Below are 19,894 nucleotides of genomic sequence, written 5' to 3' on the forward strand. Positions count from 1 at the left end.
CCCCGGGCAGCCCGTGGGGCGGGCACAGCCCCGACGACGCGAGCAGCAGCGAAGACGAAACGACCGGCCGCGCCGACGACGTCCCGCACCGCGCTGGGAAGGTATGGAGAGGACCTGGCCGTCCGGCGCCTCACCGAGGCCGGCATGCGGATCCTCGACCGCAACTGGCGCTGCCGTGACGGAGAGATCGACATCGTCGCCGTCGACGGCGACGCCCTGGTCGTCTGCGAAGTCAAGACCCGTCGGGCGGGCTGGTACGAACACCCCATGGCCGCCGTCCGAGCCGAGAAGACCGCGCGACTGCGCCTCCTCGCCGAGCGCTGGCTGGAACGGCACGGCGGACCACCACCCGGGGGTGTCCGCATCGACGTCATCGGAATCCTGCTGCCCGCCCGCGGCGCCCCCGTGGTCGAGCACGCCAGGGGGGTGGCGTGATGGGATTCGCCCGCACCTGCTCCGTGGCCCTCGTGGGCGTCGAAGGAGTCGTCGTCGAGGTCCAGGCCGACCTGGAACCCGGCGTGGCGGCCTTCACCCTCGTCGGGCTCCCCGACAAGAGCCTGGCCGAGTCCCGGGACCGCGTCCGCGCCGCGCTCGTGAATTCGGGCGCCGAGTGGCCCCAGAAGAAGCTCACGGTCGGCCTCAGCCCGGCCTCCGTACCCAAGAGCGGCAGCGGCTTCGACCTCGCCGTGGCCTGCGCGGTCCTGGGCGCCGCCGAACGCCTCGACCCCCGCGAACTCACCGACCTGATGATGATCGGCGAACTCGGCCTCGACGGTCGCGTCCGCCCCGTCCGCGGCGTACTGCCCGCGGTCCTCGCCGCCGCCGACGCCGGATACCGCCAGGTCGTCGTGCCGGAGCCGACCGTCGCAGAGGCTTCACTCGTTCCCGGCGTCTCCGTCCTCGGCATCCGCAGCCTGCGACAACTCATCGCCGTCCTCACCGACGAACCGGTCCCCGATGAGGAGGAGCCGTCCGGCGAGGGCCGCCCCGACCCCCTGCTGGCCGGCCTCGTCATGCCCGGTATGAGCGCCACGGCGGGACTGCCAACGGATGGCCACGCCCTCGACCTCGCCGACGTCGTGGGCCAGCACAACGCTCGGCGCGCTCTGGAAGTGGCCGCCGCCGGACGCCACCACATCTTCTTCAAGGGCCCACCGGGCGCCGGCAAGACCATGCTCGCCGAACGCCTCCCCGGACTCCTGCCACCGCTGACACCCAAGGCGTCCCTGGAAGTGACCGCCGTCCACTCGGTCGCCGGCACCCTCCCTCCGGGGCAGCCGCTGGTCCACCGCCCGCCCTACTGTGCCCCGCACCACTCCGCGACCACGGCCTCCCTGGTCGGCGGCGGAACCGGACTGCCCCGCCCAGGAGCCGTCTCGCTGGCTCACCACGGCGTGCTCTTCCTGGACGAAGCGGCAGAATGCAGCCCGCGAGTCCTGGACGCCTTACGCCAACCACTCGAATCCGGCCACGTCGTCGTGGCCCGCGCAGGCGGCATGATGCGGATGCCCGCCCGCTTCCTGCTCGCGCTCGCCGCCAACCCCTGCCCGTGCGGCCGGCACGGCACGACCGCGGGCGGCTGCGAATGCCGCCCCTCATCCATCCGTCGCTATCGCGCCCGGCTCTCCGGGCCGTTGATGGACCGGGTGGACCTGCGGATCGCCGTGGAACCGGTCGCCCGTCGTGAACTCCTCGCGCTCGGCCACGCCAGCGAATCCACCGCCACCGTCGCCGAGCGCGTCCGAGCCGCCCGGCAGCGCGCCGCGGCACGCCTCGCCGACACCCCCTGGCAGACCAACAGCGAAGTTCCGGGCCACGAACTCCGCACCCGTTGGCCCGTACAACCCGGCGTACTCGCCCAGGCCGAACGCGACCTGGATTGCGGCCTCCTGACGGCCCGCGGCCTCGACCGCGTCCTCCGCGTCGCCTGGACCGCCGCGGACCTTGCCGGCCGCGACCGCCCGACGAAGGAGGACGTCAACTGGGCTCTGGAACTCCGCACGGGGGTACGCCGCGGTGCGGTGGCGGTGGGAACGGCAGCAAGGACGGTCGCAGGTACGGCAGCAGTAGCGGCTGCTCGCGCCGGAACGGGTGAGTCCGCGACGGCCGGGACGCACGGGCCGGCGCGAGCCTTTCCTCGGGCGAGCGCACCGGACGAAAGGGAGCCGGGAGCAGGGAGGGGCCAACAAACGACGGCGGGGGAGAAGAGGCCGCGAACGCCAGGGGCCATGGCGGAAACGCCGACCGCGCCAGCGCCGGGCGAACGGCTCCGCACGACACCGGATTCCCGTCCGTGCGTCGCACTCGTCCGCCCCGTGCAGAGCCGAGGTGAACGATGAACTCCCTCGACGAATGGGGCTTCGTCACGCACGAGGCGGGGCCCACACGGCCGCATCGCTCGCAGCCAGCACCGCAGCCGGGCGCGAATGCGGAAGCCCGGCAGAAAGGGACATCGGCGGCAGGGGGTGGAGAGTCGACACCGGCGGATGTGCATTCCATCGGGCCTGGTGGACGGTGCCCCACCCGCCGGGCCTTGGCGGGCCTCAACGACGCCAGCGCCCCAAACCCTCCGCCTGCCCTGGCTCGGAAACGCCCCGCCGCCCGCCGGGCACTGGCCGAACAGCGCAGCTACGAACCACACCGAGCGGCTCGCGCCGCACTCACCCGCATCATCGAACCCGGCGACGAGACCGCCGGTCGCTGGCTCCGCGAAATGGGCCCGGTAGCGCTCTGGCACGCGCTGTCCCAAGACGACGTGCCCCCGCCCATCGGCGCGAGCCCGACCAAGGTCGCAGGACTCCGGCTGCGCGCCGCGCGGGCTCGCCCCGCAGTCGACCTCGCCGCCGTCGCCACGCTCGGAGGTCGTTTCCTCTGCCCGGGCGACGACGAATGGCCCGGTCAGCTGGACGACCTCGGCGACGCTCGCCCCATCGGACTCTGGGTCCGAGGCCGGGCCAACCTGCGGATCTGGGCGCTGCGCTCAGTGGCCGTGGTCGGCGCACGTGCCTGTACCGACTACGGTGCCCACCTCGCCACCACGCTCGGTGCCGGACTCGCCGACCGCGGCTGGACCATCGTCTCCGGAGCCGCGTACGGCGTCGACGGCGCTGCCCATCGGGGTGCGCTCGCCGCGGACGGACCGACCGTCGCCGTGCTCGCCTCCGGCGTCGACCACCCCTACCCGCGCGGACACACCGAGTTGATCGACCGCATCGCCGAACAGGGCCTGGTGGTAGCCGAGTTGCCGCCCGGCGACCATCCCACCCGCAGTCGGTTCGTCCAGCGCAACCGTGTCATTGCCGCCCTCACGCGCGGCACGGTCGTCGTGGAGGCCGAACTCCGCAGCGGGTCACTGGTCACCGCGCGGCGCGCGCTGGCCCTGGGGCGCTTCACGATGGGCGTGCCGGGCCCCGTCACCAGCGGGCTGTCCGCCGGAGTGCACCAACTCCTGCGCGGTGAAGCGGCGGTGGTCACCGACGCCGACGAGGTGGTCGAACTCGTCGGCAGCATCGGAGACCTCGCCCCAGAGCGTCGAGGTCCGACCCTTGCCCGCGACCTGTTGGACCCGGTCGCCCGCCGCGTGCTCGAAGCGCTGCCCGCACGCGGTGGCGCGGATGCCGACCATCTGGCTCGAGAGTCGGGCACACCCCGCGACCTCACCCGCGACAAGCTCTTCGAGCTGCAATCGCTCGAATTCGTTCAAAGGTGCGGTGGGCGCTGGGAGTTGGTGCGACGGGCCAACTCGACCGAAGGTTCCCGGCGAGGCGGTACTTGACCTGGCGCGAACGGGTGAAAGGGTGAGGGGAATGACCGCAGAATCCAGATTTGGCGTGCTTCGGTGCGTGTGGCCGGTCCGTTGTGTGTCGGCGGTGCGACCCGGTACGCGCACGGGTTCCCGCCGGACGCATCGACACCTCCGTCCGCGCCACCCTCCCGGGGTGCGTGTCCGGCGAGCGTGTCTCCGGCGCCCCTTCCGGGTGCCGCCGTGTTGCGCGAAGTAACCCTGGGGTGCGGGCAGCGGAACGTATCTGCGTACACCCAACCTGCCTTCCTCGCACACCGCGACGTCACGGTCACGCTACGCTCACGACAGTTCAAGCCCCATACATCCATCCACCCCCGTCTCGGCAGAACGGCTCAAGGCGACGAATGCCCCAGCACACCTCCGGGTCTGACCGTGCGGCAGTACCACCCGCCGCGCGCGGCAGCGTGCGCCCCGCCCCGCCCACCTCGGTCGACGAGCTGTGGCGCTCCTACAAGGCGTCCGGCGACGGACGCCTGCGGGAACAGCTGATCCTGCATTACTCACCGCTGGTCAAATACGTGGCCGGCCGGGTCAGCGTAGGACTGCCGCCCAACGTCGAACAGGCCGACTTCGTCTCTTCCGGAGTCTTCGGACTGATCGACGCCATCGAGAAGTTCGAGCCAGAACGCTCCATCAAGTTCGAGACGTACGCGATCACCCGCATCCGCGGCGCAATGATCGACGAACTCCGTGCGCTGGACTGGATCCCCCGATCCGTACGGCAAAAGGCGCGCGCCGTGGAGCGTGCCTACGCCACCCTCGAAGCGCAGCTGCGCCGGACGCCGACCGAGGCGGAGGTCGCCGGCGAGATGGGCATCCAGCTGGAGGAACTCCACGGCGTCTTCAGCCAACTGTCCCTGGCGAACGTCGTCGCGTTGGAGGAGCTCCTCCACGTTGGCGGTGAAGGCGGCGAACGCCTCAGCCTCATGGACACGCTGGAGGACACCGCTGCCGAGAACCCCGTCGAAATCGCCGAGGACCGCGAACTGCGGCGGCTACTGGCGCGCGCCATCAACACCCTGCCCGACCGCGAGAAGACCGTGGTCACCCTCTACTACTACGAGGGCCTCACGCTCGCCGAGATCGGCAACGTTCTGGGCGTCACCGAGAGCAGGGTCAGTCAGATCCACACCAAGTCCGTGCTCCAGCTCCGCGCGAAGCTGGCAGATGTGGGGCGCTGAGAGCCGGAGGTCTGTGTGGGGCCGAGGCGACTGGTGGGGTGGCTAGGAGGAGAGTCCGGGTGCGCGCGACAAAACCGATTCTCGGGCCCCGGGCCGGGGCGTGGTCAGGGGTGGTGGGGTGAGCGCGGTGCGAGGAAGAACCAGTGGTGGTGCGGGACCTGATCCGAGGGTGTGAGGGGGCGGCAAGGCATAGGGGTCCTGATCGCCCCGCCCTGATCGGTCGACGGTTCTCTCGTCTGTGCGGATGGCGTCTGTTTGAGAGCGGCGGGCCAAACGGACTCCACGGAGTGCATCGGCGGCGAGGTGTGTTGCGATGCGGCGTGCCATGGCGAGGACGCCATCCGTAGAGTGGTGGCGTGCCCAGGATTCGAGCGGCCTCGGTGGCCGAGCACCGGACGATGCAGCGCGGCGCCCTCTTGGACGCCGCCCGCACCTTGCTGTCCGAGGGCGGAACGGAAGCGCTGACCTTCCCTGCTCTCGCCGAACGGACGGGGCTCGCGCGCTCCTCCGTATACGAGTACTTCCGCTCCCGAGCAGCCGTCGTCGAAGAACTGTGCGCCGTCGACTTCCCCGTGTGGGCCGCCGAAGTCGAGACCGCGATGGAGGGCGCCGAGACGCCCGAGGCAAAAGTCGAAGCGTATGTGCGTCGACAACTGGCACTGGTGGGAGACCGCCGTCACCGAGCCGTCGTCGCCATCTCCGCAGGGGAACTGGACGCGGGCGCCCGGGAGAAGATCCGTGCGGCGCACGGCGGACTGATCGCCATGATCGTCGAAGCGCTGGCCGCCCTCGGCCATGCCCAGCCCCGGCTCGCGGCGATGCTGCTCCAGGGCGTGGTGGACGCAGCAGTTCGCCGCATTGAACTCGGTGCCGCCGAAGACCCGGAAGAGATCGTTGAGGCAGCGGTGGCTATGGCCCTCACTGGGGTCCGCGGCTGAAATCCTGCCGACCGGTGAGGCACGGCCGGCCCTGTGTGGGACTGGCGGGTGATTGGGGGATGTCGGCCTACGGTGTGGTTGCTGATGGGGCGTCGGGCTGGGTTGCTTGATCGCCCCGGTCCCTCCCCTGGGCCCCTCCCCCCACCCCGCCCCTCCCCACCGGTAACGCTCGTTTGCCCCGCAGCCCGCAGCCCGCAGCCCGCAGCCCGCAGCCCGCAGCCCGCAGCCCGCAGCCCGCAGCCCGCAGCCCGCAGCCCGCAGCCCGCAGCCCGCAGCCCGCAGCCCGCAGCCCGCAGCCCGCAGCCCGCAACGAGCTGGAGTCGGTTCGTTGCCCCGTTCGACAGGTGCGTGTTTTCGGGCGTCGCATTGGGGCGTACTCGTTCAAGCCGTCCGCGTCGGCGTCTCCTCTCTACGTTGGGCCTGCCCTTCTTTGCGGGTGGGGTCGTCGCTTGTGCGGCCTGGCCGTCTCCTTCGGTTCGGCATGCCTATGGCGGGGTCATGTCTCCTGGCTGCAGGTTTCCGTCTTGGTTCGCGGTGGAGGCGGCCCAATGCCCACAGCGTGGTGGCGGTGAGTGTGATCGCGCCGAGTAGGGCTGCGCTTGTGGTGTCTCGTGGCGAGTCCTGTGCGGTGTGGGCCGTGGGTGCTGGTTGATCAGAATGTGGATGGATGAGTCCGGGGTTCGGGACTGATTTTGGCTCGGGGACGTCGAAGACCGGCAGGAGTCGTGAGGGGCCTTTGCGGAGTGCGGTTGGCGGCAGCAGTGCGAGGGGGTTCAGGTAGGTCGTGCCGCGTCGTAGGCCCCAGTGGAGGCACGGTTCGCGGCAGTGGTAGGGGCCTTCCTCCAGTAGGCCGACGGGTTGGCCGGCGGTGACGTGCTGGCCTTTGTGGGTGGTGGCGCGGATCGGCTCGTAGGTGGTGCGTAGCGGGGGGCGGCCCGAGTCGGACACTTCGATGGTGAGGACGCCGCGGCCGGCGACGGTGCCGGCGAACGTGATCTGTCCGGGCGCGGCGGCTTTGACGGTGGTGTCTTTGGCTGCCGCCAGGTCCACGCCGCGGTGCCCTGCTGCCCAGGGGGTCGGTGGAGGTTCCCAGCCGCGCAACAATTTGGGTGGTGTCCCCGCTGGGCCGGTGACGGGCCAAGAGCGGTCTGGTGTCGGAGCTGCCGGGGTGGTGCTCTGTCCGGCGTTGACGCGTGGGGAAGCCGCCTCGGCCACGTTTGGCGCGCCGGCTGCTGCCGCTATCGGCACGGTGTGCAGGACACACAGGGCGAGGGCGGGGAGGGGACTTCGTCCACTCCGGCGGACTCGAGTCCCAGGCCGCCGCGACCGCGTCAACAGTGTGGGAGTGGGGGGCGGGTCCTCTGGTGGGCTCGGTGGGTGTCTGGGGTGTCGATTCGCAGGCAGGGGGTGGTGCGGGCTGCCGCGTTGCCTGCCGAGGGGCCGGTCCAGTGGTGCGGCAGGGTGTGTTCGTCGTTGCCGCTCGGTGTCCCGTTCCCACGTGGGGGTGGAGTCGTGCGGGTGGGGCAGCGGCTTTCGTGGAGGCGGAAGCCGGGCGGGGAGGGGGCGGTCGGATTGCTGCTCGGTGTGGTCGGTGCGTCGTTGCATGTGTTGACGATGGCGGATGCCGGACGGGCGTGGGGATCTTGGTGAAAAGCTGTGGATGACGGACCGCTTGTGGACAACGGCGTCACCCTGCAGGGGCGCGAAATGGTGCGTGTCGCCCGGTGCATCGCCCGTCCCGTACACTTCTGATGGCGATCCGGGTCACCGGGTCGACTTCGCACGCCCCGCCACCTGTGCACCAGTCCCGTTCGGGCAGCACATGGCCGCGCTCTCGGTCCTCGGAAGGTTCCGCTCGGTTCCTCCCCTGGCAGGCGCGTCGGGGCGTCAGGCACTGCGGCCGACCGGTCGCGGTGGAACCGAGAACAACGAGGAGTACGGCCATGGCCGTCGTCACGATGCGGGAGCTGCTGGAGAGCGGCGTCCACTTCGGGCACCAGACCCGCCGCTGGAACCCGAAGATGAAGCGCTTCATCTTCACCGAGCGCAACGGCATCTACATCATCGACCTGCTCCAGTCGCTGTCGTACATCGACCGCGCCTACGAGTTCGTCAAGGAGACCGTTGCCCACGGCGGCTCCGTCATGTTCGTCGGTACGAAGAAGCAGGCCCAGGAGGCCATTGCTGAGCAGGCGACGCGCGTGGGCATGCCCTACGTGAACCAGCGCTGGCTCGGCGGCATGCTGACCAACTTCTCGACCGTCTACAAGCGTCTGCAGCGCCTCAAGGAGCTCGAGCAGATCGACTTCGAGGACGTGGCCGCCTCCGGCCTCACCAAGAAGGAGCTCCTGGTCCTCTCGCGCGAGAAGGCCAAGCTGGAGAAGACCCTCGGTGGTATCCGCGAGATGCAGAAGGTGCCCAGCGCCGTCTGGATCGTGGACACCAAGAAGGAGCACATCGCCGTCGGCGAGGCGCGCAAGCTCAACATCCCGGTCGTCGCGATCCTCGACACCAACTGCGACCCGGACGAGGTCGACTACAAGATCCCGGGTAACGACGACGCGATCCGCTCCGTCACCCTGCTCACCCGCGTGATCGCCGACGCCGTCGCCGAGGGCCTGATCGCCCGTTCCGGTGCCGCCACCGGCGACCAGAAGCCGGGCGAGAAGGCCGGCGAGCCGCTGGCCGAGTGGGAGCGCGACCTGCTCGAAGGCGACAAGAAGTCCGACGACGAGGCTGCCAAGGTTGAGGCTCCGGCCGCTGAGGCTGAGGCTCCGGCCGCTGAGGCCGAGGCTCCGGTCGCCGAGGCTGAGACTCCGGCCGCTGAGGCCGAGAAGCCGGCCGAGCAGGGCTGACCTCCAAGACCGGTTGATGACGGCGGGGGAAGGTGCCACAAGCACCGCCCCCGCCGTCCACCCGTAGATCTTTCGACTTTCGCGATTCCGAGAAGAGATTCACAGACCATGGCGAACTACACCGCCGCTGACGTCAAGAAGCTCCGCGAGCTCACCGGCGCCGGCATGATGGACTGCAAGAAGGCCCTGGAAGAGGCCGAGGGCAACGTCGACAAGGCCGTCGAGGTCCTGCGCGTCAAGGGTCAGAAGGGCGTCGCCAAGCGCGAGGGCCGCTCCGCCGAGAACGGCGCCGTGGTCTCCCTGATCGCTGACGACAACACCTCCGGCCTGATCCTCGAGCTGAAGTGCGAGACGGACTTCGTCGCCAAGGGCGAGAAGTTCCAGGCCGTCGCCAACGCCCTCGCCGCGCACGTTGCCAAGACCAACCCGGCCGACCTCGAGGCCCTGCTCGGCTCCGAGATCGAGGCCGGCAAGACCGTCCAGGCCTTCGTCGACGAGGCCAACGCGAACCTCGGCGAGAAGATCGTCCTGGACCGCTTCGCGCAGTTCTCCGACGGCTACGTCACGGCATACATGCACCGCACCATGCCTGACCTGCCGCCGCAGATCGGTGTCCTCGTCGAGCTCGACAGGGAGAACGCCGAGGTCGCCAGGGGCATCGCGCAGCACATCGCCGCCTTCGCCCCGAAGTACCTGGCCAAGGACGACGTTCCGGCCGAGGTCGTCGAGGCCGAGCGTCGCGTCGCCGAGGAGACCACCCGCGCCGAAGGCAAGCCCGAGGCTGCGCTCCCGAAGATCGTCGAGGGTCGCCTCAACGGCTTCTTCAAGGACGCGACGCTGCTCGGTCAGCCCTACGCGCTCGACAACAAGAAGTCCGTCGAGAAGGTCCTCCAGGAGGCCGGTGTCACCCTGAAGCGCTTCTCGCGCATCAAGGTCGGCATCTGAGCCTGCCGCGAGGCAGCGAATGACTTGCGGCCCCGCTAGGGTCGTACGCAGTCGGCCGCTCATCGGTCGGCCGCAGATGTGACGAGGAGGCCATTGCCGGACAGGGATCTGACCCAGACCCACGGCAATGGCCTTCTTCGTATGTGCACGAGGAGAGCTCAATGAATCACGGTGCCGACGGCGCGGACACACACAAAGCCGGGAACGGCGGCAGGCGCCGCTTCCTTCTGAAGCTGTCGGGCGAGGCCTTCGCCGGTGGCGGCGGACTGGGTGTCGACCCCGATGTGGTGCACGCCATCGCCCGCGAGATCGCCGCGGTGGTGCGTGACGGCTACGAGATCGCCATCGTGATCGGCGGCGGCAACTTCTTCCGCGGCGCCGAACTGCAGCAGCGCGGCATGGACCGGGCACGCTCCGACTACATGGGCATGCTCGGCACGGTCATGAACTGCCTGGCCCTCCAGGACTTCCTGGAGAAGGAGGGCATCGACTCCCGCGTCCAGACGGCGATCACCATGGGCCAGGTCGCGGAGCCGTACATCCCGCTGCGCGCGGTGCGCCACCTGGAGAAGGGCCGGGTCGTCATCTTCGGCGCCGGCATGGGCATGCCGTACTTCTCCACCGACACCACCGCCGCCCAGCGCGCCCTGGAGATCGACGCCGAGGCCATGCTGATGGGCAAGAACGGCGTGGACGGGGTCTACGACTCCGACCCGAAGCAGAACCCGGACGCGGTCAAGTTCGACGCCCTCGAATACGGCGAGGTCATCACCCGCGACCTGAAGATCGCCGACGCCACCGCCATCACGCTGTGCCGGGACAACAAGCTCCCGATCCTCGTGTTCGAGCTGCTCGCCGAGGGGAACATCGCGCGTGCGGTGAAGGGTGAGAAGATCGGCACGCTCGTCAGCGATCAGAACACCCGGGCCTGACGGCCTCAACTGCCGTGATTCCGTAGGGGCGTCGGCCCGTACGGGCGGCAACCCCCGGTCGTGGGAAGACCTCGGTACGGGGATGGACAACCGCCTGCCGGTCGGACACCGTGCAGGAGAAGACGCGCGGCAGGGGCGAGGCTCTGCTTCTTACCGATAAGACCAGGAGCAAGTGGTGATCGAAGAGATCCTCCTCGAAGCCGAGGAGAAGATGGAGAAGGCCGTCGTGGTCGCCAAGGAGGACTTCGCCGCGATCCGCACCGGGCGTGCGCACCCGGCGATGTTCAACAAGATCGTGGCGGACTACTACGGCGCCATGACGCCCATCAACCAGCTGGCGTCGTTCTCGGTTCCGGAACCGCGGATGGCCGTGGTGACCCCGTTCGACAAGAGCGCGCTGCGCAACATCGAGCAGGCGATCCGTGACTCGGACCTCGGCGTCAACCCGAGCAACGACGGCAACATCATCCGCGTGAACTTCCCGGAGCTGACCGAGGAGCGCCGTCGCGAGTTCATCAAGGTCGCCAAGAACAAGGCCGAGGACTCCAAGATCTCGATCCGTAGCGTGCGTCGCAAGGCCAAGGAGTCGCTCGACAAGCTGGTCAAGGACAAGGAGTCCGGCGAGGACGAGGTGCGCCGCGCCGAGAAGGAGCTCGACGACGTCACCGCGAAGTACGTCGCGCAGGTGGACGAGCTCCTCAAGCACAAGGAATCCGAGCTCCTAGAGGTCTGATGAACGAGTCATCCTGGGGGACCCCGCCCGGCTCCGGCCAGTGGGGACCGCCCGACCACGGACCGGCCGCCTCGCTGCGCGGGGCGGCGCCTCCCGTCCCGGCGGGTCCCGTGCACGACGGAGGCGGCGCGGCGCAGACCCGGCCCATGCCCCTCGTGCCCGAGCCGGGCGGACACCAGGACGACCATCGGGACATCCGGGACATCTCGGACAACCGGGGGGCTGCTCGCCTGAGCGGCCCCCTGTTCCGCGACGACAGGCCGCAGGAGCCCATGCCCACCTCGCTCCCCGGGTCCGACAACGACCCAGTGAAACCGCAGAAGAAGAGCGCGGGACGCAACCTGCCCGCCGCCATAGGGGTCGGCGCCGGGCTCGGCGTGGTCATCGTCGCCTCGCTCTTCGTCTACAAGCCGGTGTTCATCGGTGTCATAGCGATCGCCGTCGTCGTGGGCCTGTGGGAGCTGACCTCGCGGCTGGCCGAGCGCAAGGACATCCGGGTCCCGATGGTCCCGCTCGCGCTCGGCGGTACCGCCATGGTGGTCGCCGGGTACGTGCGCGGCGCCGAGGGGGCCTGGGTGGCGATGGCGCTCACCGCGCTCGCCGTCCTCGTCTGGCGGATGACCGAGGCGCCCCAGAACTACCTCCGCGACGTCACGGCCGCCATCTTCGCGGCCTTCTACGTCCCCTTCCTGGCGACCTTCGTGGCGCTGATGCTGGCGGCCGAGGCGGACGGACCGCAGCGGGTGCTGACCTTCCTGCTGCTGACGGTCGTCAGCGACACCGGCGCCTACGCGGTCGGCTGGCGCTTCGGCAAGAAGAAGCTCGCGCCGCGGATCAGTCCCGGCAAGACCCGCGAGGGACTCGTCGGGGCGGTGCTCTTCGCGATGGTGGCGGGCGCGCTGTGCATGCAGTTCCTGATCAAGGGCGGCATCTGGTGGCAGGGACTGCTGCTCGGCCTGGCGGTTGCGGTCAGCGCCACCCTCGGTGACCTCGGTGAATCCATGATCAAGAGGGATCTGGGCATCAAGGACATGGGCACCTTGCTGCCTGGTCACGGCGGCATCATGGACCGGTTGGACTCGCTCCTGCCGACCGCTCCTGTGGTCTGGCTGCTGTTCGTGATCTTCGTGGGATCGGGCTGAGCGTCGCCGGTTACCCTTGAGGGGCGCGTCGCTCGATCGCGGCGCGCCCTTTCCGTCCTCGCGACCGCGGGGACGATCCGTGAGGTCTCCCGGTTCCGGCCCGTCCGGACCCTGGTCACGCGTCGGCAGAAGCCGCCCGGCCTTGTCGCACAGAGGAGTTTCCGCCCATGGCACGCCCGGCCCCGGGAGAACTGACGTTCGTCGCCCCCCGCGGCGCCAAGAAGCCACCTCGGCACCTCGCCGACCTCAACCCGGCCGAGCGCCGTGAGGCGGTGGCGGCGATCGGTGAGAAGCCGTTCCGCGCCAAGCAGCTGTCGCAGCACTACTTCGCCCGCTACGCGCACGACCCCGCCCAGTGGACCGACATCCCCGCGACGGCGCGCGAGAAGCTCGCCGCCGAACTGCTGCCGGACCTGATGTCCGTGGTGCGGCACATCTCGTGCGACGACGACACCACCCGCAAGACGCTGTGGCGCCTGCACGACGGCACCCTCGTCGAGTCCGTCCTGATGCGCTACCCGGACCGGGTCACCATGTGCATCTCCTCGCAGGCCGGCTGCGGCATGAACTGCCCGTTCTGCGCCACCGGCCAGGCCGGCCTGGACCGGAACCTCTCCACCGCCGAGATCGTGCACCAGATCGTCGACGGGATGCGGGCGCTGCGCGACGGCGAGGTGCCCGGCGGACCGGCCCGGCTGTCCAACATCGTCTTCATGGGCATGGGCGAGCCGCTCGCCAACTACAAGCGGGTGGTCGGCGCCATCCGGCGGCTGACCGACCCCGAGCCGGACGGGCTGGGCCTCTCCCAGCGCGGCATCACCGTCTCCACCGTCGGGCTGGTCCCGGCGATGCTGCGGTTCGCCGACGAGGGCTTCAAGTGCCGGCTCGCGCTGTCGCTGCACGCGCCCGACGACGAGCTGCGGGACACCCTCGTACCGGTCAACACCCGCTGGAAGGTCCGTGAGGTGCTGGACGCGGCGTGGGAGTACGCCGAGAAGTCCGGCCGCCGGGTCTCGATCGAGTACGCCCTGATCCGCGACATCAACGACCAGGCGTGGCGCGGTGACCTGCTGGGACGGCTGCTCAAGGGCAAGCGGGTGCACGTCAACCTCATTCCGCTCAACCCGACGCCCGGCTCGAAGTGGACCGCCTCGCGGCCCGAGGACGAGCTGGCGTTCGTGCGGGCCATCGAGGCGCACGGCGTGCCCGTGACCGTGCGGGACACCCGGGGCCAGGAGATCGACGGCGCCTGCGGACAGCTCGCGGCCTCGGAGCGCTGAGCCACCCGCTGGTACGGTGTCGTCGAACAAATGCACATTCCGACAGGGGAGCGCCACAGCGCTGAGAGTGCGGACACGTCGTAGCCCTACGGCGCCGCAGACCCTTGAACCTCGCCCGGGTCATTCCGGGTAGGAAGTTCGGTCATCACTCATGCTGTTGCGCCCTGCCCACCGTCCGCTGCCGAACGTCTCCGACGAAGAACGCAACGCAGCGGGCACCGGGCGGGGCCGCGTCTCTTCCTGGCCAGCCAGGAGGAAATCAGTGAGCACCACCAGAAGGATCACCGCGGCAGCGCTCGCCGCCGCGGCCGGCATGACCGCACTCGCCGGGTGCGGCAGCGCCGGCGACAGCAGCGCCGACACCAAGACCGTCACGCTCGTCAGCCACGACTCGTTCAACGCCTCCAAGTCCGTCTTGGCCGCCTTCGAGAAGGAGAGCGGCTACAAGGTCAAGGTGCTCAGGGGCGGGGACGCCGGCGAAGCCGTCAACAAGGCGATCCTCTCCAAGGACAACCCGCAGGGCGACGTCTTCTTCGGCATCGACAACACCCTGCTCTCGCGCGGGCTGAACGCCGGGCTCTTCACCCCCTACAAGGCCAAGGGCCTGGACAGCGTGCCGGCTGACCTCCAGCTCGACAAGGGCGGCCACCGGGTCACGCCCCTCGACTACGGCGACATCTGCGTCAACTACGACCGCGCCTACTTCACCCAGCACAAGCTCGCGCCGCCGCAGACCTTCGACGACCTGCTCAAGCCGCAGTACAAGGGCCTGCTCGTCACGGAGAACTCCGCCACCTCCTCCCCAGGGCTCGCCTTCCAGCTCGGCACCATCGCCGCCCACGGCGAGGCCGGCTGGACGGACTACTGGAAGAAGCTCAAGGCCAACGGCGTCGAGGTCGTCGACAGCTGGGAGCAGGCGTACAACGAGCGGTTCTCGGGCTCCGCGGCCGGCAAGGGGAAGGGGGACAAGCCGCTGGTCGTCTCCTACGCCTCCAGCCCGCCCGCCGAAGTGATGGGCAAGAACCCCGCCCCGAAGGAGGCGCCGACCGGCGTCGCGACCGGCACCTGCTTCCAGCAGGTCGAATTCGGTGGTCTGCTCAAGGGCGCCAAGAACGAGAAGGGCGGCAAGGCGCTGCTCGACTTCCTCCTGTCGAAGACGTTCCAGGAGGACATGCCGCTGCAGATGTTCGTCAACCCGGCACGCAAGGACGCCAAGGAGCCGGAGCTGTTCACCCGCTACGGCGCCAGGATCGACAAGCCGGCGACCCTCGCACCCGAGACGATCGCCAAGAACCGTGACCAGTGGGTCAAGCAGTGGTCCTCGCTCGTTCTGAAGTAGCCCGCACCCGGCGCCGGGGGACCGCGCGGGCCACGGCGGTGCGGCTCGGCCTGATGGCCGTGCCGTTCGTCTTCTTCGCGGTGTTCTTCGCCTACCCGGTCGCCGTGATCGTCGGCCGGGGGCTGAAGGACGGCGGGCAGTGGCAACTCGGTCGCTTCGGTGCCGTGCTCGGTGATCCGGACGTCCTCCACGTGCTGTGGTTCACGGTGTGGCAGGCCGCTGCTTCGACCGCCTTGACGCTGCTGATCGCGCTGCCCGGTGCCTACGTCTTCGCGCGATTCGCCTTCCCCGGCAAGCAACTGCTGCGGGCGGTGGTGGCGGTGCCGTTCGTGCTGCCCACCGTCGTCGTCGGCTCCGCCTTCCTGGCACTGGTCGGCAGGGGCGGGCTGCTGGACGACCTGTGGGGCGTCCGGCTGGACACCTCGGTGTGGGCGATCCTGCTGGCGCACGTCTTCTTCAACTACGCGGTCGTCGTCCGCACCGTCGGCGGCCTCTGGGCCCAGCTCGACCCGCGTCAGGAGGAGGCGGCCCGGGTCCTGGGCGCCGGACGGTTCGCGGCCTGGCGGAAGGTGACGCTGCCCGCGCTGGGGCCGGCGGTGGCCGCCGCGGCCCTGATGGTGTTCCTCTTCACCTTCACTTCCTTCGGAGTGGTGCAGATCCTGGGCGGACCCACCTTCTCCACGTTGGAGGTGGAGATCTACCGGCAGACCGCCGACTTCCTGGACCTGCCGACGGCCGCCGTGCTCACCCTGATCCAGTTCGCGGCCGTACTGGGACTGTTGGCGCTGCACGCCTGGACCGTGCGGCGCCGCGAATCCACCCTGCGGCTCGTCGACGCCTCCCGGACCGCCCGTCGTCCGCACGGAGCAGGCCAGTGGGCGCTGCTCTGGGGCACCCTCACCGTCATCGCGGTGCTGCTCGTCCTGCCGCTCGCCGTGCTCGTCGAGCGATCCTTCGCCGGCCCGGACGGCTTCGGGCTGGTCTTCTACAAGACGCTGCGTGACGCGGCGTCCGCCGACAGCACCTTCGCCGTCGCCCCCCTCGACGCCCTCTGGAACTCCCTCGCCTACGGGGCGGCGGCCACCGCGATCGCCCTTCTGGTCGGCGGCCTGGCCGCGGCCGCACTCACCCGCTCCCGGCCGGCAGCAGGTCCCTCCGGGCGGACGCCGATGATCACCCGGCTCCTGCGCGGCTTCGACGGGCTGCTGATGTTGCCCCTCGGGGTGTCCGCCGTGACCGTCGGCTTCGGATTCCTGATCACCCTCGACAAGCCGCCGCTGGACCTGCGGGCCTCGTGGTGGCTGGTCCCGCTCGCCCAGGCCCTGGTGGGCGTGCCGTTCGTGGTCCGCACGATGCTGCCCGTCCTGCGGGCGGTGGACGGCCGGCTGCGGGAAGCGGCGGCAGTGCTCGGCGCCTCGCCCTGGCAGGTCTGGCGCGAGGTGGACCTGCCGATGGTGCGGCGGGCGCTGCTCGTTGCGGCGGGTTTCGCCTTCGCGGTGTCGCTCGGTGAGTTCGGCGCGACCGTCTTCATCGCACGGCCGGACCAGCCGACGCTGCCGGTGGCCGTCACCCGACTGCTGGGTCGTGCGGGCGAGTTCAACTACGGCCAGGCGATGGCCCTGTCGACGATTTTGATGGTGGTGTGCGCCGGCGCCCTGCTGGCCCTGGAGCGCATCCGCACCGACCACTCCGGGGAGTTCTAGATGACGGCACAGGCCCGGACCGCAGCAACGGAAATGCTGCGACTGGACGGCGTCACGGTCAGTTTCGGCATGCCCGGCACGCATCCCGCACTCGACGGGGTGGACCTGGACGTCGCCGCACACGAGATCGTCTGCGTCCTCGGCCCCAGCGGCAGCGGCAAGTCCACCCTCCTGCGGGTCGTCGCCGGGCTGCAGCACGCCGACGCGGGGGCCGTGCTGCTGGAGGGGCGCGACCAGGTGGGGGTGCCCACGCACCGGCGCGGCGTCGGGTTGATGTTCCAGGACCACCAGTTGTTCCCGCAGCGTGATGTCGCGGGGAACGTGGCCTTCGGACTGCGGATGCGGGGTTCCTCCCGCGGCGAGCAGCAACGCACGGTCACCGAACTGCTCGACCTCGTCGGGCTCCCGGGCGCCGCGGGTCGGGCGGTGGCGTCGCTGTCCGGCGGCGAGCAACAGCGGGTCGCCCTGGCCCGGGCCCTCGCCCCGCGCCCGCGGCTGTTGATGCTGGACGAGCCGCTCGGGCAACTGGACCGGGGGCTGCGCGAGCGTCTCGTCGTCGAACTGCGCCGACTCTTCCGCGAGTTGGGCACGACGGTGCTCGCCGTCACCCACGACCAGGGGGAGGCGTTCGCCCTCGCCGACCGCGTCGTGGTGATGCGGGACGGCCGGATCGCTCAGAGCGGCAGCCCGCTGGAGGTCTGGCAGCGCCCCGCCTCCGCCTTCGTCGCCCGCTTCCTCGGCTTCGACAACGTGGTGGAGGCGAGCGTGCAGGGCGAATCCGCCGCTACCCCTTGGGGCAAGGTGCCCGTACCGGACGGCACTCCGGACGGCGCCTGCCGCCTGCTCGTGCGCCCGGCTGGTGTCCGGCTGACGTCCGCGGCGGACGGCCTGCCGTGCACGGTCGTCGCCCGGACCTTCCGTGGCACGCACGTCGCGCTGTTGCTCCAACCGGCGAGCGGACCGCAGGTGGAAGCGGCGTGCCCCCTCCACGAGGCGCCGGAGACCGGAGACCGGGTCGGTATTTCGTTCGCCGCCGAAGACGTGGTGGTGTTGGGCGACGCGGAAGAATGAGCGTGTCGCCTGCCGGTGCTGGGCCATGATCCGCTCCTGGAGAGGTGGTGCCGCTAGGTGCGCGCGGGAGGGGTGGGGCGCCGGCCCTGCGGGACGACCAGCCCCAACTCGTAGGCGAGGATCACCGCCTGGGCACGGTCCCGGAGCCCCATCTTTGTGAAGAGCCGGTTGATGTGGGTCTTGACGGTGTGATCGGTGATCGTCAGGCGTGCGGAGATCTCCGCGTTGGACAGCCCCTGGGCGATGTGGAGGAGTACCTCCACCTCACGGCCGGTCAGTTCCTCGACCGTGCGCACGGGAGCCGGTGCCGACCGCTGTTTGACGAACTGCGCGATCAACCGCTTGGTCAATTCGGGCGCCAACAGCGCATTGCCTTCTGCCACCACCCGCACGGCGTGCAGGAGTTCCGGGAAGGTGGTGTCCTTCAGGAGGAAGCCGCTGGCGCCGGCCGCGAGCGCGTCGTACACGTACTCGTCGAGCCCGAACGTCGTCAGCATCAACGCCTTCGTCGCGCCACCCGACGCCCGAGTGATCTCCCGGGCGGCCTCGATGCCGTTCTTGTGCGGCATCCGGATGTCCAGCAGCGCGAGGTCGGGGCGCTGCTCCGCGGCCACCCGTACCGCCTGTACGCCGTCCTCGGCCTCACCCACCACCTCGATGTCGTCCTGCGTGGCCAGGAGGTTGATGAAGCCGGTGCGGACGATGGCCTGGTCGTCGGCCACGATTGTTTTGATCACCACGGGATTTCCGCCTCTACGAGAAAGCCGCCGTCCGGACCTGGGCTGGCGGTGAGCCTGCCTCCGAGCAATACCGCCCGCTCCTCCATACCGGCCAAGCCATGGCCGGAGTGCACCACACCCAGTGGCCCCGGGCCGTCGTCGGCGATCCGCACCGCCAGCCGGTCGGGCCGATAGTCGATCTCCACCACCGCATGGGCACCCGGAGCGTGCCGGCGCACGTTGGTCAGCCCTTCCTGGACGATGCGGTAGGCCGACAGCTCGCAGGACGTGGGCAGCGCGACCCGGTCGCCGCTGATCCGCAGCTCGACCTCGCCGCCTACGGAGCGGTGCTGCGCTATCAGTTCGCCCAACGCGTCCAGGGTCGGTTGCGGCGTCGTTCCCGTGCGGTCCTCGGGGCTCGTTCGCAGCACACCCAGCAGCCGACGCAACTCCGCCATCGACGCGCGGGCGGACGTGGCGATCTGTTGAAAGCCCTCACGTCCCTGCGGAGACAGGTCCGGTGTGGTGTAGGTGGCGCTCTCCGCCTGCACGGCGATCATCGAGACGGAGTGCGAAACGACGTCGTGCAGCTCCCGGGCGATCGCTGCCCGCTCGGCCGCGGCGGCCTGCCGGCGCTCCATCGCGAGGAGCCGGACCTGCGCGGCCGCCCGCTCACGCCGTGTTTCCTCGCGCGCGCGAACCGCGTCCCCCACCGCTACCGCGGCCACGATCGCCACGGTCAGGACGAACCACTCGGCGAGCAGATCGAGGGTGTAGGACCTCGGGCGCCAGGACGTGATGTGCCAGGCGTTCACCGCGAGGGAGAGCGCCGAGCCGATGCCGGCAAGCAACGTCGGATGCGCCACGCGGTGTCGTCCGAGCGTGTAACACGCCATGAGTCCGCTGACGGCTGCTGCGATATAGAGGTCGGATCCGGCGGCGAAACTCAACAGGACTGCTGCGGCGGAGAGGGCTGCGACGCCCGGGCGCACGCGACGCCACGCCAGCGTCGCCGCGGAGAGCAGCACGCCCAGCGCGATCACCAGCGAGTGGCGCGGGACGACCACGAGCTCCACGGCCGCGAACGCTGTGAGGGCCCCGCCGGAGACCCAGGGATAGGACGGCGACGCGACCCACACGCGGAGCCGCTGCCGGAGAGAAGTGCTCATGCCGATATTTTTTCGGCTTCGCGACCGCCGCCGCGTCGCCGCACGGGTTGATCCACGGCTGACATGTCATGCCACGGGTTGA

General features: G+C 70.1%; 15 protein-coding genes and 2 pseudogenes. 14 read left to right on the forward strand and 3 right to left on the reverse strand.

The features are described 5' to 3' along the window. Positions 1-81 precede the first annotated feature (81 nt). From ABD385_RS07435 to ABD385_RS07455, 5 genes and pseudogenes are all read left to right on the forward strand, one after another. Positions 82-435, forward strand: a pseudogene (locus tag ABD385_RS07435) (YraN family protein); the annotation flags it as partial. Further along, a pseudogene (locus ABD385_RS07440) lies at positions 435-2,045 on the forward strand (YifB family Mg chelatase-like AAA ATPase); the annotation flags it as partial. The pseudogenes ABD385_RS07435 and ABD385_RS07440, both read left to right, overlap by 1 nt. A gap of 488 nt (positions 2,046-2,533) precedes the next feature. Further along, complete coding sequence (dprA, locus tag ABD385_RS07445; RefSeq protein WP_425585364.1) at positions 2,534-3,775, forward strand: DNA-processing protein DprA; 1,242 nt, start codon at positions 2,534-2,536, stop codon at positions 3,773-3,775. Positions 3,776-4,149: 374 nt separating this feature from the next. Then, positions 4,150-4,986, forward strand: coding sequence for an RNA polymerase sigma factor WhiG (gene whiG, locus ABD385_RS07450; RefSeq protein WP_275462750.1), 837 nt, complete (start codon positions 4,150-4,152; stop codon positions 4,984-4,986). Between the two features lie 398 nt (positions 4,987-5,384). After that, entirely contained in the window at positions 5,385-5,924 is a 540-nt protein-coding gene (locus ABD385_RS07455) for a TetR/AcrR family transcriptional regulator (protein WP_344574303.1), read from the forward strand. Between the two features lie 381 nt (positions 5,925-6,305). Here the strand turns inward: ABD385_RS07455 and ABD385_RS07460 are convergent, their stop codons facing one another. Further along, a complete protein-coding gene (locus tag ABD385_RS07460; RefSeq protein WP_344574304.1) occupies positions 6,306-7,529 on the reverse strand; it encodes a murein hydrolase activator EnvC family protein in 1,224 nt (407 codons plus the stop codon). Between the two features lie 338 nt (positions 7,530-7,867). On the opposite strand from ABD385_RS07460, the gene rpsB reads away from it, so the two are divergent. The 9 genes from rpsB to ABD385_RS07505 all read left to right on the forward strand — a co-directional run bounded on the left by rpsB (position 7,868) and on the right by ABD385_RS07505 (position 17,924). Then, the gene (gene rpsB / locus ABD385_RS07465) at positions 7,868-8,779 is read left to right on the forward strand and encodes a 30S ribosomal protein S2 (protein ID WP_344574197.1); all 912 of its coding nucleotides are present in this window, start codon (positions 7,868-7,870) and stop codon (positions 8,777-8,779) included. Positions 8,780-8,887: 108 nt separating this feature from the next. After that, positions 8,888-9,724 carry a translation elongation factor Ts gene (tsf, locus tag ABD385_RS07470; RefSeq protein WP_344574198.1) on the forward strand — a complete coding sequence of 279 codons (837 nt, stop codon included), beginning with the start codon at positions 8,888-8,890 and terminating at the stop codon, positions 9,722-9,724. A 161-nt stretch (positions 9,725-9,885) separates the two neighbouring features. After that, positions 9,886-10,656 (forward strand): UMP kinase, encoded by a 771-nt coding sequence (gene pyrH, locus ABD385_RS07475; protein WP_344574199.1) that lies wholly within the window; start codon positions 9,886-9,888, stop codon positions 10,654-10,656. 175 nt (positions 10,657-10,831) lie between these two features. Further along, positions 10,832-11,389, forward strand: a complete 558-nt coding sequence (frr, locus tag ABD385_RS07480; protein WP_344574200.1) for a ribosome recycling factor — start codon at positions 10,832-10,834, stop codon at positions 11,387-11,389. Further along, a complete protein-coding gene (locus ABD385_RS07485) occupies positions 11,389-12,531 on the forward strand; it encodes a phosphatidate cytidylyltransferase (protein WP_344574201.1) in 1,143 nt (380 codons plus the stop codon). Before frr ends, ABD385_RS07485 begins: the two co-directional genes overlap by 1 nt. Positions 12,532-12,698: 167 nt before the next feature. Continuing rightward, positions 12,699-13,811 (forward strand): dual-specificity RNA methyltransferase RlmN, encoded by a 1,113-nt coding sequence (gene rlmN, locus ABD385_RS07490; protein WP_344574202.1) that lies wholly within the window; start codon positions 12,699-12,701, stop codon positions 13,809-13,811. 262 nt (positions 13,812-14,073) lie between these two features. Beyond that, entirely contained in the window at positions 14,074-15,150 is a 1,077-nt protein-coding gene (locus ABD385_RS07495; protein WP_344574203.1) for a thiamine ABC transporter substrate-binding protein, read from the forward strand. Between the two features lie 53 nt (positions 15,151-15,203). After that, the gene (locus ABD385_RS07500) at positions 15,204-16,853 is read left to right on the forward strand and encodes an ABC transporter permease (protein WP_344574204.1); all 1,650 of its coding nucleotides are present in this window, start codon (positions 15,204-15,206) and stop codon (positions 16,851-16,853) included. After that, positions 16,854-17,924, forward strand: coding sequence for an ABC transporter ATP-binding protein (locus ABD385_RS07505; protein ID WP_344574205.1), 1,071 nt, complete (start codon positions 16,854-16,856; stop codon positions 17,922-17,924). A gap of 53 nt (positions 17,925-17,977) precedes the next feature. Here the strand turns inward: ABD385_RS07505 and ABD385_RS07510 are convergent, their stop codons facing one another. Then, positions 17,978-18,664: a response regulator gene (locus ABD385_RS07510; RefSeq protein ID WP_344574206.1), complete on the reverse strand. Its 687-nt coding sequence runs from the start codon at positions 18,662-18,664 to the stop codon at positions 17,978-17,980. Further along, on the reverse strand, positions 18,658-19,812 hold the full coding sequence (locus ABD385_RS07515; RefSeq protein WP_344574207.1) for a sensor histidine kinase: 1,155 nt from the start codon (positions 19,810-19,812) through the stop codon (positions 18,658-18,660). Before ABD385_RS07515 ends, ABD385_RS07510 begins: the two co-directional genes overlap by 7 nt. Positions 19,813-19,894 lie beyond the last annotated feature (82 nt).

The sequence above is a fragment of the Streptomyces lunalinharesii genome, assembly GCF_039532155.1.
GTDB lineage: Bacteria > Actinomycetota > Actinomycetes > Streptomycetales > Streptomycetaceae > Streptomyces > Streptomyces lunalinharesii.